The sequence below is a fragment of the Chryseobacterium edaphi genome (genome assembly GCF_025628985.1).
Lineage (GTDB): Bacteria > Bacteroidota > Bacteroidia > Flavobacteriales > Weeksellaceae > Chryseobacterium > Chryseobacterium edaphi.
Genome location: NZ_JAOTEM010000005.1, coordinates 58,971 through 74,492, shown reverse-complemented (window position 1 = coordinate 74,492; position 15,522 = coordinate 58,971). Strand labels below are relative to the sequence as shown.

At 36.9% G+C, this 15,522-nt stretch carries 10 protein-coding genes; 3 read left to right on the top strand and 7 right to left on the bottom strand.

Features of this window, described 5'->3' with window-relative positions:
- Window positions 1–4: 4 nt before the first annotated feature.
- The 7 genes from NZ698_RS16580 to kduI form a co-directional block, all read right to left on the bottom strand.
- Window positions 5–1,468: a tagaturonate reductase gene (locus NZ698_RS16580; RefSeq protein ID WP_263004335.1), complete on the bottom strand. Its 1,464-nt coding sequence runs from the start codon at window positions 1,466–1,468 to the stop codon at window positions 5–7.
- Window positions 1,469–1,765: 297 nt separating this feature from the next.
- Window positions 1,766–3,295, bottom strand: coding sequence for an MFS transporter (locus NZ698_RS16575; protein WP_263004333.1), 1,530 nt, complete (start codon window positions 3,293–3,295; stop codon window positions 1,766–1,768).
- Between the two features lie 11 nt (window positions 3,296–3,306).
- Window positions 3,307–3,966: a beta/alpha barrel domain-containing protein gene (locus NZ698_RS16570; protein ID WP_263004332.1), complete on the bottom strand. Its 660-nt coding sequence runs from the start codon at window positions 3,964–3,966 to the stop codon at window positions 3,307–3,309.
- Window positions 3,967–4,341: 375 nt separating this feature from the next.
- A complete protein-coding gene (locus tag NZ698_RS16565) occupies window positions 4,342–5,346 on the bottom strand; it encodes a sugar kinase (RefSeq protein ID WP_263004331.1) in 1,005 nt (334 codons plus the stop codon).
- A 286-nt stretch (window positions 5,347–5,632) separates the two neighbouring features.
- Window positions 5,633–7,030 (bottom strand): glucuronate isomerase, encoded by a 1,398-nt coding sequence (uxaC, locus tag NZ698_RS16560; protein WP_263004330.1) that lies wholly within the window; start codon window positions 7,028–7,030, stop codon window positions 5,633–5,635.
- Between the two features lie 18 nt (window positions 7,031–7,048).
- On the bottom strand, window positions 7,049–7,831 hold the full coding sequence (locus tag NZ698_RS16555) for a gluconate 5-dehydrogenase (RefSeq protein ID WP_056075317.1): 783 nt from the start codon (window positions 7,829–7,831) through the stop codon (window positions 7,049–7,051).
- Between the two features lie 11 nt (window positions 7,832–7,842).
- Window positions 7,843–8,679, bottom strand: a complete 837-nt coding sequence (gene kduI / locus NZ698_RS16550) for a 5-dehydro-4-deoxy-D-glucuronate isomerase (protein WP_263004329.1) — start codon at window positions 8,677–8,679, stop codon at window positions 7,843–7,845.
- 878 nt (window positions 8,680–9,557) lie between these two features.
- Between kduI and NZ698_RS16545 the strand changes: the two genes are divergently transcribed.
- The 3 genes from NZ698_RS16545 to NZ698_RS16535 all read left to right on the top strand — a co-directional run bounded on the left by NZ698_RS16545 (window position 9,558) and on the right by NZ698_RS16535 (window position 15,514).
- A complete protein-coding gene (locus NZ698_RS16545) occupies window positions 9,558–12,566 on the top strand; it encodes a SusC/RagA family TonB-linked outer membrane protein (RefSeq protein WP_263004328.1) in 3,009 nt (1,002 codons plus the stop codon).
- 11 nt (window positions 12,567–12,577) lie between these two features.
- On the top strand, window positions 12,578–14,401 hold the full coding sequence (locus NZ698_RS16540; protein WP_263004327.1) for a RagB/SusD family nutrient uptake outer membrane protein: 1,824 nt from the start codon (window positions 12,578–12,580) through the stop codon (window positions 14,399–14,401).
- A gap of 87 nt (window positions 14,402–14,488) precedes the next feature.
- Window positions 14,489–15,514 carry a pectinesterase family protein gene (locus tag NZ698_RS16535; protein WP_263004326.1) on the top strand — a complete coding sequence of 342 codons (1,026 nt, stop codon included), beginning with the start codon at window positions 14,489–14,491 and terminating at the stop codon, window positions 15,512–15,514.
- The last annotated feature ends 8 nt before the right edge of the window (window positions 15,515–15,522 follow it).

The window sequence follows — 15,522 nt, the reverse complement described above, 5'->3', positions numbered from 1 at the left end:
TTTTTTAAGAATAAAATTGAATAAAATTTTTGTAAGCATTTTCCATGTCATTGTGGTCGATTTCGTACAATGCTTTTGCGACTGCGGCTTTCAGGCCTTCTACCTGTGTAAGGTCGGTATCCCAGAACAGTTTTTCGCTTAACGCCTGTTCTGAAACTACTTCATAATCTTCGTTTTTCCAGATTTCCTTGAATCTGTTTACGATCGCTTCTTCGTCATTCAGAGGAAGAGATTTTTCACCAAAACTTCCCTGATAGAATCTGATTAAACTTGCCAGAGAGAACGTTAAGTTCAGTGGAAGTCTGTTATTTCTTTCAACATAAGTCAGCAAACTCGGAACGACTCTTACTTTAAATTTAGAAACAAAATACAAAGCAATACTCGCCAAATGGTGCTTGATGAAAGGATTTCTGAATCTGTCGAAAACTTCTTCCGCAAATTCCTTCAGTTCAGTTTCGTCTAAACCTAAAGTCTGATTGACCTCACTGAATATCGATTCGCTTAAAAAAGTTCCGATAAACTGGTCATCGATGGCTTCTTTTACGATTTCTTTTCCTGCTAAAATAGCCGGAGCCAACATCAAGGTATGTCCGCCATTCAGAATTCTCACTTTTCTCAAACGGTAAGGCTGAATATCATCCACCACCAAAATCTGTTCGTTGATCTGATCGAAAGGAATTCTATTTTTCAAATCTTCACCTCCCTGAATCACCCATAAAAGGAATGTTTCAGAAACCACCATCATCGGATCTTCATAATCCAACTGGTCTTCATACGTCGCCGCATCATCTTTCGGATAACCCGGAACAATTCTGTCGACCAACGTATTGTGGAAGTGATTGCTCTGTTCAACCCATTGCGCAAAACCTTCGTCTAAATTCCAAAGTTGGGCATATTTTAAAATAATACCTTTTAAAACGATTGCATTTTCTTCAATCAGCTCGCAGGGAATAATTCTTAAACCTTTGTCTGCCGCACCATTGAAATGCTTATATCTTTCGTGAAGCAAAACCGCTACTTTCGCTGGGAAATTTTTGTGCGGACCTTCATACGAATTTTCTGTTTCATCATAGGCAATTCCGGTTTCGGTTGTATTTGAAAAAACAAATTCAAGCTCTTCTTCTTTTGCCAATTCCAAAAAGCTGTTATAATCTGCATAAGGATTGATTGACTTCTGAATCGCTGAAATCACACATTTCTCGTCAATGATTTCTCCTTTTTTGATTCCTCTTGAGAACAATGTGTACAAATTCCCCTGTTCTTCAAGTTTGTGGACAGAACCGTTTGGAGTAGGCTGAATATTTACAATTCCTGCGTTGAAATCTGCTTCTTTATTTAATTTATCAACCACATAATCTGTAAATCCGCGCATGAAGTTTCCTCCCCCGAACTGTACGATTTTGATTGGTAATTTTGTATCTATACCGCTGTTTTGACGGTTTAACTGTTGTTTTGTCTGATTTTCCATTTTTCTAATTTGAATTAAATTGTGTTTTTAATTCTGCTAAATCCTTATGCGGGATGCTGTTTTTAAACGCAAAGTCCGCTAAGATTTTTTTAATGCTTGATGTGTATTTTTAAGTTCGCAAAGGCGTTTCACTTAGCTAAGAACTCAAAGTTTTTTTTCAAACCTTGAAGGTTTATTTTCTTATAAAATTTCATCAAAATTATTTTCCCCGACCCTAAAGGGAGTAATTTTGATGAAATTCTAATGGAATTTTTCCTCCCTTTAGGGTTGGGGTAAAGAAAAATACCATTAGAATTTCTACTTACTGATCACTTTATATTTAGGAACCAACATTTTCATCACTGTCCATGCGATCAGGTAAGCGACTGCGCAGATGGAGAAAATAATCATGTAACCTTTGTCGATACCGTCTGAAACTACGGCACCTGACTTTTCCAACTGCTCAAAGAATCCATCCGGCAAACGGTCGTTAACGTATTGAGGATATTTTTCCAATAACGGAACTCCATCTACGGTTGACCAGGCTTTGTGAGCGTGATCGAATAAAACTCCTGAAGATTTATTGATGATAAACGATCCGATTCCGCCTGCCATTCCACCAATTCCAGTGATGGTTGCGATGGCTTTTTTCGGGAACATATCTCCTACCGTTGAGAAGATGTTTGCTGACCACGCCTGGTGTGCTGCTCCTGCAACTCCGATAATTAAAACCGGAATCCAATAGGTAATGGTTCCTAAAGGTTGTGCTAAAAGTGCCAGCAGAGGGAAAAATGCGAAAATCAACATCGCTTTCATTCTTCCTGTGTAAGCGTTCATTCCTAATTTTTCAACAAAATATTTTGGAAGCCATCCACCGATAATCGACAGTAAAGTAATCATATACAATACGAATAATGGCAATGCACTTTGCGTAGAATCCATTCCGTAAACCGAACTTAAATAAGCCGGAGTCCAGAATAAAAAGAACCACCAAACGCCGTCAGTCATGAACTTTCCGAAGGCAAAAGCCCAGGTTTGTCTGTAGCTGAAACATTCTTTAAATGTAAATACTTTTTCCGGAACTGAAGTGTCTTCATTCGGAAGGTCGTCCTGATCCTGATTGATATACGTTAATTCGTGTTCGTTAACTCTCTTGTGTAAATGTGGCTTTTTGTAAACGAATACCCAAAGTCCCATCCAAACAAATCCTAGTGCACCGATGATGATGAACGCCCATTCCCAACCCATTGATTTTGCAATGAAAGGGATTGTAAGCGGTGCTGCCAGAGCTCCAACTGTTGCTCCTGCGTTCCAGATACTTGTAGAGAATGCTCTGTCTTTTTTAGGGAAATATTCTGCCGTCGTTTTGATCGCTGCCGGAAAATTTCCTGCCTCACCAATCGCCAATACGAAACGTGCAAAAATGAATAAAGTTACACTTGTGCTGATGATTGCCCCAGTATTAGAAACGGTTCCGATCAATTCTTTAGAACCGTGAAAACCGGCTGCCCAATTTCCAGTAAGAATTCCTGAAGTGGCGATTCCACAGAATGCGTGTAAAACAGCACCGATTGACCACACTCCAATTGCCCAAAGGAAACCTTTTTTGGTATCCATCCAGTCCACGAATTTTCCTGCGAAAAGCATTCCCACTGCATAAAATATGGAGAATAATGCCGTGATATTTCCGTAATCGTTGTTATTCCAGTGAAATTCCGGTGCGATAAAATCTTTCCACGTCAAAGATAAAACCTGACGATCAAGATAATTGATCGTTGTTGCGAGAAATAAAAGAAGACAGATCGTCCACCTGTATTGTGTCGGCTTAATAGATTTAACTGAACTCATAGTCAATGTATTTATTTTAAAGTCTGAATGATATCCAGCACTTTTTTGGTTTCAATTTCTATTGTCGCATAGTCTTTCGCAAGCATCAATTCTTTGCTTACCAGCTTGCTTCCCATTCCTACTGCAGAAACTCCGGCCTTAAACCAGCTTTCAATGCTTTCCTTCGTGGTATCAACACCTCCGGTCGGCATAAATTTCAGATTTGGGAAAACATCTTTGATGGCACTCATAAATCCTGGTCCCAAAGCATTCCCCGGGAATAATTTAATGAAAGTTACCCCAGCCGTTTCAGCCTCAATAATTTCAGTCGGAGTCATACAACCCGGGCTGTATAACAGATCTTTCGGAATTAAAAATGCTGCAACTTCCGCCACAAAACCCGGACTGATAAAGAAATCAGCACCTGCCTTGTAATATTCTTCTGCTTGTTTTACATTTTTAATAGTTCCGATACCAAGAAGCATTTCAGGCATTTCTGCATTACGTACTTCTACCATTTTTGTGAAATTGCTCAACGCGGCTTCTCCACGGCTGGTATATTCTACCGCACGGATTCCAGCTTTGTAAAGCGATTTTAATATTTCTAAAGTTACCGTTTCATCAGCATTGTAATACAGAGGCAAAGCTCCCTGATTGATGATGGTGTTTGTAACCAATTGAATTTTTGTCATTTTGTTTTAATTATTTTGTTGAAAATAATCTTTGATGGGGTTTTATCCATCCTTTGGTATGCTGTCCTGTTGGGGACTTGTTAAAATTTGGTTTTCTTCCACCCCTTAGGGTTGGGGTAAAGAAGAAAATTAAATTTTTCTTTGTTTGAATTTTATTTGACAGGATTTTATCCTATCCTTTGTTAAATCGTCCCTTTGGGACTTTCTATGCTGTTTTTTTTGAACACAGAGTTTACTAAGTCTTTTTACTGCTAACTGTTTTTTAGTTTCACAAAGCCGCTTCGCTTATAAAAGAGAATTAAATTTTAATTGATAACCTTTTTATTTTGAAGAACTTCCTGAGCCAATTGCCAAAAGCAAGAAGCCAAAAGCCAACTACCTCTTGATGCGTCCTCCGGAATTTCCGGCCATTACTTCAAGAATATCTTCTGCGCTGCAGTAATTGATATCGCCTAAAATGGTGTGTTTGATGGCACAGGCTGCGTTAGCAAAATTTAAAGCTTTTTCGTCATCGAAATTTAATAAACCATAAATTAAGCCCGCTGCAAAAGCATCTCCCGTTCCGATTCTATCGACTACGTTGTCTATTTCTAAAAATTTAGTTTCAAAATAATTTCCGTTAATCAAAGCTCTTCCCTGTGTCTGCTGAGAACTTGCTGTCAAACCGATTCTTATTTTGTCGAAAATTTTATGAATGGATGGACACTGTTTTTTTAATTCTTCACAAGCTTCCACGAAACCTTGTTGATCTGAAGTAAACTGAGTTCCGAGAATTTCATTAATCTCATTTACACCACCGATAAAAATCGTTGAGTAAGAAACCAATTCCTTTAGAACCTCATTTCCGTTTTTACCATATTTCCAAAGATTGGAACGGTAAGCCGGATCAGTGGTAACTTCGATTCCCATTTCTCTTGCAGTTAACAAACCTTCTTTCAAAGTTTCGTAAGCGCCTTCAGAAATTCCTGGGCTGATGCCTGTCCAGTGAAAATAGTCACAACCTTCCAAAGCTTTTCTCCAGTCAACCTGTTCGGGTTTGATGTTGGCAAAGGAACCGTTCAGTCTGTTGTACGCAATTCTGCTCGCACGAACGGATGCACCCACTTCAAGGAAATATAAACCTAAAGGATGTTCGTTTTTATTGATGAAAGTCGTATCGATCCCAAAACTTTTGATGAAAGATAATGCTGATTCTCCCACAAAATCATCAGAAACATTGCTGATATGTGTCACATCGCAACCCATTGTTGCCAATGAAGAAGCTACGTTGAGCTCAGTTCCGCCGAAAAAGAATTCCATCTCGTGGCTCTGTTTCATTGTTTTGTTTCCGGGAGGTGAAAGCCTCATGATTACTTCACCGAAAGTAAGTATTTTACCCATAACTTTAATTGACTGCTTTTTAAACCACAAAAGACACAAAAGTGTTTGATGCTTTAGTTATTTTGAGCTTTAAAATATTGAAAATAAAAAGATCAAATAAGCTTTTGCTTTTAATGATCGTCAATGTTTTATTTTTTAAACCATTAAGATTTATAAGTTATAAAGATTTTTTAAGGTGAGCTTCGCTTTAAGCAGTGTGCTTAATAAAATCTTGGATTTTAAGCTTAAAAAACCTTAACCTTTTAATTCTCTTAATGGTTTAAAATTTTATTATTTAATTCGAAATTTAAAAATCGAAATAATTTTTAGCATTATGATAACAGATATCGGAAATGGTTTTCCCGATCAGTTCCATATCGTCCGGCAATTCGCCGTTTTTCATTTCTTCTCCGAAAAGATTACACAATACTCTTCTGAAGTATTCGTGTCTCGGGTAAGATAAGAAACTTCTGGAATCTGTCAACATTCCTACGAAACAGCTGATCAATCCCATGTTTGAAAGGGCATTCATCTGCTTGATCATTCCGTCTTTCTGATCCAAAAACCACCAGCCCGAACCGAACTGTACCTTTCCTTTGATACTGCCGTCATTAAAATTTCCGATCATTGTTGCGAAAATTTCGTTGTCGGCAGGATTTAAGTTATATAGAATTGTTTTGGTCAGTTTGTCTTTTCCATCTAAAGCGTTTAATAATTTAGACAAAGTTTCAGCCTGTACGAAGTCACCGATAGAATCCCAACCTGTATCAGGACCTAAAATTCTGTGCATTCTTTCGTTGTTGTTTCTCAATGCTCCCAAGTGGAACTGCTGAACCCATCCGAACTTATGATACGTTTCGCCTAAGAATAATAAAATCGCAGTTTTGAACTGATTCACCTGCTTTTCAGCGATTACTTTTCCTGAAATTTTATCATTGAAAATGGTGCTTACTTCTCCTTCTGAAGCTTCTTCGAAAGAAATATTGTTCAATCCGTGGTCGCACAATCTGCATCCATTTTCGTGAAAATATTCTACTCTTTTTAATAAAGCATCGCACAAAGTCTGGTAAGAGTTGATTTCAATTCCAGCCGACTCGCCCAATTTAGAAATATAATCTGCGAAGTTGTGGTTTTCAATTAAGATCGCTTTATCCGGACGGAAAGCTGTACTTACTTTAATGCTGAAATCACTTTTCGCCAAATCCTGATGGTAATTTAAAACATCAATCGGATCTTCTGTGGTGCACAAAGATTCTACGTTCATCATTTTCAGCAAACCTCTTGTCGACTTTTCAGGAGTCTGAAGCTGTGCCGTGATGTTGTCGTAAATATCTGATGCGTTTTTTTCGTTTAACAATTCATCAATTCCGAAATAACGCTTTAATTCTAAGTGAGTCCAGTGGTACAAAGGATTTCTTAACGTATAAGGAACTGTTTTTGCCCAAGCCTCGAATTTTTCTTTGTCTGAAGCGTCGCCAGTGATGAATTTTTCGTTCACACCCATCGTACGCATTGCACGCCATTTGTAATGATCGCCTGCAATCCAGACTTTAGAAATATTTTCGAAAACCGTATCCTCAGCGATATCTTTTGGAATCAAATGATTGTGATAATCGATGATCGGCTGTTTTTCTGCGAAATTGAAGTATAATTCTTCCGCGTATTTATTTTGTAATAAAAAGTTGTCTGTAATAAAAGATTTCATTTCTGTAAAATTCTTGTGTTATTCATTAGCAGGTTTCCCGATGGTCGCCAAAATACCTCCGTCCACATAAATAATGTGTCCGTTGACAAATTTACTTGCGTCTGAAGCTAAGAAAATAGCGGTTCCTGCAAGATCTTCCGGGTTCCCCCATCTTCCTTCCGGAGTTCTGCTGATGATAAAATCGTTAAACGGATGACCGTCAACTCTGATTGGTTCTGTTTGGGTTGTCGCAAAATAGCCGGGACCGATACCGTTCACCTGAATATTGTGTTTTGCCCATTCTGTTGCTAAATTTTTAGTCAGCATTTTAAGTCCGCCTTTTGCAGAAGCATACGCCACTACATTGTCACGGCCAAGCTCACTCATCATTGAGCAAATATTAATGATTTTACCGGACTGTCTTTTGATCATGTGTTTCCCAACCAGTTGAGACATGATGAAAGGACCGGTAAGATCTACATCGATTACTTTTCTAAAGTCTGCAACATCCATCTCTAAAGCCGGAACACGTTTGATGATTCCTGCATTATTGACTAAGATGTCTATTTTCCCATGTGTAGCAAGCATTAATGCTACTTTCTGAGCCGCTTCCAGTTCGTCTGTCACATCAAAAAGATAACCTGTAGCATTATATCCTTTACTGCGATAATATTCTAAGGCTTCATCTAATTTTGAGGGAGTTGTACTTGTGATTGCCAGTTCAGCACCTGCAGAGGCAAGACCTTCAGCCATTGCCATACCTAATCCGTGAGTACCGCCGGTTACAACGGCTACTTTTCCGGATAAATCGAATAAATTCATGTAGAAAAAAATTACTTTAGTTCGTTAGTTTTAACAGCGTCCATGTCGCCATAATCCATATTTTCTCCTGCCATTCCCCAGATAAAAGTATAGTTGGAAGTACCAACTCCTGAGTGAATAGACCATTCCGGAGACAAGACTGCTTCATTGTTTTTCATAAAGATATGACGGGTCTCGTTCGGCTGGCCAAGAAAATGACTTACCGCCTGCCCTTCTTCAAGATCAAAATAAAAATAAGCTTCCATTCTGCGGGTATGCGTGTGAGAAGGCATCGTGTTCCAAACACTTCCTTCGTGCAACTCGGTCATTCCCATTTGTAGCTGACAGGTTTCCAATACGCTGTTGACGATCAGTTTGTTGATGGTACGTCTGTTGGCATATTTTGCTTCACCTAATTCTACAATTTCGGCTTCATTTTTAGTGATTTTCTTTGTAGGGAAAGTGTGATGCGCAGGTGCTGAGTTGAAATAGAATAAAGTCTGACCTTCATTTCCGTTTTCAAAAACAACATCTTTCTCTCCTTTTCCTATATATAAAGCTTCCTTATTTCCGAGCTCGAAAACCTCTCCGTCAACGGTTACCTTTCCGGCAGCGCCAACGTTGATGATTCCCAATTCTCTTCTGTCAAGAAAGTTTTCTGCCTTCAGATCATCAGTAGGTTCAAGTTTCAATGCGCTTTTTACAGGCATTGCACCTCCTACGATCATTCTGTCGTACATAGAATACACTACATTGATTTGATCTTCATTAAATAAATCATTGATTAGAAACTCCCTTCTCAGGTCTTCAGTTGTATATTTTTTTACATCTTCAGGATGATGGGCGTAACGAAATTCTGATTTTGTCATACTCTAGATTTTTAATCTTAAAATTGTGGTTTTAAAAAACCTGTTAAACATTGCGTAATCGATTGCATTAAATTACACTTAAATTGTACAGAAATACTTGTGGTTAAATATATATATAATAAGTATTCCGTTAATAAAAAATTCATTTAAATTTTCAAAATACTGAAAATCAATTCAATAAAATTGATTACTGAGAAAAAATTAAGAAAATTTAAGAAAAATATCAAGAAGAATTTTAACGAAATCAAGATCAAACCTTTAAGAAAATAAAAATCATGCCATAAAAATCGATATCGAAAGAACGAATGCTGTATATATAATAATATTTCGGTTTTTGCAATCAAAATATGTTAAATATTTGTAATTCGATGTTATTTAGAAAATACACAATAATTCCGACACCAAAAAGCTGATAAAAATCACAAAAAATATAGAAATTTGATTGTTGAGTATGTGTTTTGGGAGTTTTTCAACAAGATATTTGTTGACTTTCGAGGGTAATTCTACTGAATTTTAATATTAAACACATCAAAAAATAAAGTTTTTTTTAACAATCGTTCATATATCACGTAATATTATTAAAATATTCATTATCAATAATTTATATAAATTTAAATATCTAATATTTTGTGTTTTTAAACAAATCAAACAGTCAAATTAATGAAAAAATAATATTTTTTTCTTTGCATATTGAAAAATAATATTAGTTTAGAACCCACGATAAATATGAGTTGTGAAAAATTACGCAATCGATTGCACAAGAATAGCGTAAAAAGAAACATAAAATCAAACAGAGTACTTAAAATCCACAAAAAACTAAGCGAAAGGCTTGAAAACGCTTTTCGACCATACTTTAAAAACTATATAAGGATATAATAATGAATAAAAAAGTACAATCAATTAAGTGGTTATATCTATCTGTCTTTCTGCTTCCGGTACTTGGTATGGCGCAGGAAAAAGGCAAAGAAAAGGAAACCAATATTGACGAAGTGGTTTTGGTAGGTTATACCAAAGTCTCTAAAAAAGATGTTACCAACGCTGTATCATCTGTAAAAGCTGAAGCCTTGAAAGACATGCCGGTAAACAGTGCTGCTGAAGCAATTCAGGGGAGATTGGCCGGGGTTCAGGTTCAGACAAGTGAAGGTTCACCAGGTGCAGAGGTGGATATCAAAGTAAGAGGTGGTACTTCTATCACCGGAAGTAATGCTCCGCTTTATATTGTCGACGGCGTACAGATGGATAATGCAATGTCTCTTTTAACGCCAAAAGAAATTGAGTCTATTGAAGTTTTGAAAGATGCTTCATCTACATCAATCTATGGTTCTAGAGGTGCAAACGGAGTTGTTTTGATCACCACAAAAAGTGGTCGTAAGAGAGCTACTACTACAATCAACTACAACGGTTTTACAGGTGTAAGAAAAATCATGAACACACTGGATGTTCTTGATCCTTACCAATTTGTAATGTATCAGTATGAGCTTTACAACAAAAATGGTGTTGCAGACGATATCACAGCATTTGCTACGAGATATGGAACATACAACGAATTGGAAAGTAAATACAAAAATGTAAAAACGAGAGACTGGCAAGATGAATTATTCGGAAAAGAAGCCTTTAACTTTACACACAACCTTACCGTAAACGGAGGCTCTGAAAAATCAGCTTTTGCGTTAACATTAAATCATGTTGATGAGGACGGTATTATGTTGAAATCAGGCTTCAAAAGAAGCATGGTAAATTTCAAATATGATTATGATATCAGCAAAAAACTTAAATTTGGTTTTAATGCAAGATACAGCCGATCATTGATCAACGGTGTAGGAACATCAAGCACTGGTTCTCAGAGTAATAACAGATTGAGAAACGCAGTAAGATATCAACCTTTCGAGGGTGGATCTAATATTCCTGTTGATGATTTTGATCCTAGCTACGCAACGAATACCAACCTTGTAAATCCTTTGATCCTTAATGATAATGAAGTAAGAGACAACAGATCAAACGATTTATTATTAAATGGCTATATCAATTGGAACATTACGAAAGATATTACTTTCAGAAGTGTTATCGGTTATGTACAGAGAGACATCATCACCAACCAATTTTGGGGTGTTGTAACCTCACAGGCAAGAGCCAATGCTGATATGCCGATTGTACAGTTAGACAGATCTCAATCCAGAAGAATTACCAATACCAATACATTAAATTATACCAAAAAATTTGGTGATCATAAATTAGATATTTTATTAGGTCAGGAAATTATTAAAACAGATGGAGAATCAAGCTATACTTATGTAAAATGGTTCCCGAAATCTATCCTTCCTGAAGAAGCGTTTGCTAACATTGCTGCTGCTACTCCACCTGCTGGTTTGATACAGGATGCTGCAAGAACAGCGGCTTTACCACCTGATCGTCTGGCTTCATTTTTTGGACGTGTTAATTATATTTATGCCAATAAATATATCCTTACAGCATCTGTAAGAGCTGACGGATCAAATGTTTTCATGAAAGGAAACCAATGGGGATATTTTCCGGCGGCTTCATTAGCATGGAAAATTAAAGAAGAAAAGTTTCTTAAAGATGTTAACTGGCTAGACGAATTAAAACTACGTGTTGGATATGGTCTTTCAGGGAACAACAGAATTACATCTTACCTTTGGGCAAATTTCTATAACGTAAGTGCAAACAACGGATACGTATTCGGAACTTCGGTTACACCAGGAGCTGCAATCTCTACTACACAGGCAAATCCTAATGTAAAATGGGAAGCTACAGTATCTAAAAATGCCGGTATTGATTTCGAATTTTTCAACAGCAGATTGTATGGTAGTGTTGACGGATATATTACCGATACAAAAGACTTGTTGGTTTTAGCGAAAGTTCCTTTTCCTGGATATTCAAACCAGTTCCAGAATTCAGGTAAAACTCAAAACAAAGGTTTAGAATTTACGCTTGGAGGTGTTATCGTTAACAAGGAAGACTTCACATGGAAAACAGACATTAACCTTTCTGCCAACAAAAACAAAATTTTAAGTTTAGGAAGTGGTGTTCGTCCGGGACAAGACTCATATCTTGTACAATCTGGAGGTATCGGAGGATTTGATTTTATCGCTAAAGTTGGAAGTTCAGTTGGTACTTATTACGGATATGTAACTGAAGGAAGATACGAAATCAGTGATTTTGATTATAATGCTGCAACACAGGTTTATACCCTAAAAGCGGGAGTTCCAAGTAGTAGTGCAATTGCTTTAGGTGCAAAAGCAGTTCAGCCGGGAGATCTTAAGCTAAAAGATTTAAACGGTGACGGACAAATTACCGATGCAGACAGAACTGAATTGGGAAGCGCTCAACCAAAATTCTATGGAGGTTTTAACCAGACTTTCCGTTACAAAAATTTCGACATGAGTTTATTCTTCAACTTCTCAGTTGGAAACAAAGTATATAATGCTAATAAAATCGAGAATACCACTCAATATTTATACAGAGACAACAACATGGCTGCAGAAGTTGCAGACAGATGGAGATGGTTTGACAATAATGGTGTAAAAGTAAACGATCCTACAGCTTTGGCAGCATTGAACGCAAACACTACAATGTGGACTCCACCAACAGGACAATACATTTTACATTCTTACGGGATTGAAGACGGATCTTTCTTAAGACTAAATAACGTAACTTTAGGATTCACTTTACCAAAAGGTTCATTGGATGCGGTTGGTGTTAAAAATTTCAGATTGTATGCTACAGTAAACAACGTTTTTGTTATTACAAAATACAGCGGATATGATCCTGAAGCTAGTACAAGAAGAAATCCTTTGACTCCCGGAGTTGATTATTCGGCATATCCTAGAAGCAGATTTTTTGTAACAGGTGTAGATATCACTTTCTAAAATTTATTATCATGAAAAAAAGCAAATCAATATTTATTTTATCTTTTCTGGCAGGTGCACTTTTCCTTAATTCGTGCAGCGATTTCCTTGAGCCGGAAAACCTTTCAAGTATCTCTGAAGCGCAACAGTTTGACAGTACAGCAGATACTTTTTCAGCACTAATCGGAGTGTATGCTCAATTAGGCGGAGATGACGGTTACGGACAAAGATTATCTTTGATTATCACTCAATCCGGAGATGACTTCAGAACTTCAGGAAGTTACAACTGTAACGACAGAAGAGGTGTGGCAACTTTTGGCGCATGTACTACAAATACAGAACTTAACGGTCCTTTCTCAAAACTATATACAGGAATTGAGCGTGCAAATCTAGTTATCAAAAACATTCCTTTATCGCCTGTGATGCAAAGTGGAACTGCGGATGATAAAAAACTGATGGACAGATATTTGGGCGAAGCTTTAACGCTTAGAGCACAATATTATTACGAGCTTATCAGAAACTGGGGAGACGTACCTTTTTACCTTGTTCCTGCTTCTGATGTAGCAGAGCAAAACCAGCCAAAAACAGATAGAGATATTATTTATGATCAAATGATAAATGATCTTGAAAAAGCTGCAACTTTAGTACCTTGGAGATCAGAAGGCGGAACTACTAGCAACAGAATTTCTAAGGGTGCCGTAAAAGGTCTTAGAGCAAGAATTGCTTTGGCAAGAGCTGGATATTCTTTAAGAAGAAGTCCACAGATTATGGCTCAGGGATCAAATCCTCAAAAATATTATCAGATCGCTTTAGACGAGTGTAAAGATATCATGAATCATACAGGAGAACATAGCTTAAATCCGAGCTACGAAAATGTATTCAGAGCTTTACATACAAATGCACAAGATGCAACCAATGAAGTTATTTTCTCAGTTGGAGCATTTGGTGGCGGTGTTAGAACAGACTCTAAAATCGGATATTACAACGGTCTTAAACATCATGACAATTCCAACTGGAAAGGTGGTGGTGGTATCAATGCATTGCCAACTTACTTCTATGAGTTTACAAAATATGACTTGAGAAGAGATATGAACGTAGGTATCTTCACAATTAACGCAACAAATCAGGCTGAATTGGCTGCTTCAAACGCATGGACAGATGCTAAATACAGAAAATCTTGGACAAGTATTACAGGACCTTCTCAAACACTTGCGGTTGACTGGCCTTTAATCCGTCTTTCTGATGTAATGTTAATGTTTGCTGAAGCTGATAACGAAATTCACGGAGCTCCTTCACAGGAAGCGAAAAATGCATTATTAGCAGTAAGAAACAGAGCTTATACAGGAAATCTTGGACAGGTAGGAACGATTCCTTCTGACAAAGTAGGATTCTTTAATGCAGTTGTGAAAGAAAGATTGTTGGAATTAGGTTCTGAAGGAATGAGAAAATACGATTTGATCCGTTGGAATTTATTAGCCTCAAAAATTACTGAAACTAAACAAAAACTGACTGATTTTATCAACGGTGTAGGAGCTTATGCAAATGTACCAATGAATATTTACTATAAAGCTTCAGTTTATGATCCTACAAAAACGGCTCAGCAAAACATCGCTGCAATCGACGTTTATACAACAGGAACAGACAAAACTCAGGTATTTTACCTTCCTAATCAGTCTGCAACGACTCCTGCAGGTTACAAATCAATTGCTTGGAGATCAGGAATTACTGCAACATATGTAAATGATCCTTCCGCAGGATATGCACAATATTTCCAGGCAAATAAGAGAGAATTATTGCCTATCTATTTCGAATATATTCAAAATAACTACAATCTTACTCAAGATTACGGTTACTAGAATCAAGATACATTCATATTAATTTTAATACAGACTTTCTCCTTCATTGGGGTAAAGTCTGTATTTTCCTAATGAAAATTAAAATCTATGAAGATTTCAAATTTTTACAAAAAACTAAACTTCTTAACCCTATTTTCAGTAGTTGTAATCAGTCTTCTTTCTTTCAAGATTAATGAGGTTAAAACCATCGTAGTTTCGAAAGACGGAAAAGGTAATTTCACTACCATTCAAGAGGCAATAAATTCTGTTGAAGAAGGAAAAACGGTAAGAACAAAAATTATTGTAAAACCAGGAACTTACAGAGAAAAAATTACAGTAGATGCTTCAAAAAGCCCTATCACTCTTATTGGTGAAAATGCAGAAAATACTATTTTAGTGTACGGTGATCATGCTTCAAAGCAGAACGCTGAAGGTAAAAACATCGGAACCACAGGTTCATCAAGCATTTTTATTTTCTCTGACGATTTTTCAGCTAAAAATATTACATTTCAAAACGATGCAGGACCAGTTGGACAAGCCGTTGCAGTTTTAACGACAGGTGACAGAATTGCTTTTGAAAACTGTAAATTCTTAGGATTTCAGGATACACTTTATACCAAAGGTGCACAGGACAATCCGAATAAATCTAAAGTTTCCAGAAACTATTTTAAAAACTGCTACATCGAAGGAACGACCGACTATATTTTCGGAGCCGGAACTGCGGTTTTTGAAAACTGTACAATTTACTCTAAAAAAAATGCATCATATGTAACTGCAGCTTCAACTCCGGAAGGAAGTGAGTTTGGTTATGTATTTATTAACTGTAATTTAACAGGAGATGCATCGGCAAATTCTGTATATTTGGGAAGACCTTGGAGACCTTTTGCGAAGACTGTTTACATTAACTGTGCAATCGATTCCACAATAAGACTTGAAGGTTGGCACAATTGGGGAAAAGTCGATGCTGAAAAGACAACTTTTTATGGAGAATACAACTCTAAAGGTATTGGAGCAGCTACTGAAAAAAGAGTTTCGTGGTCTCATCAGCTGACAAAAGAAGAAAGTAAAAAATATACTGCCAAAAATATTCTGTCCGGAAAAGACAACTGGAACTACAAAAAAGCCGCTCAATAATCTCAAAA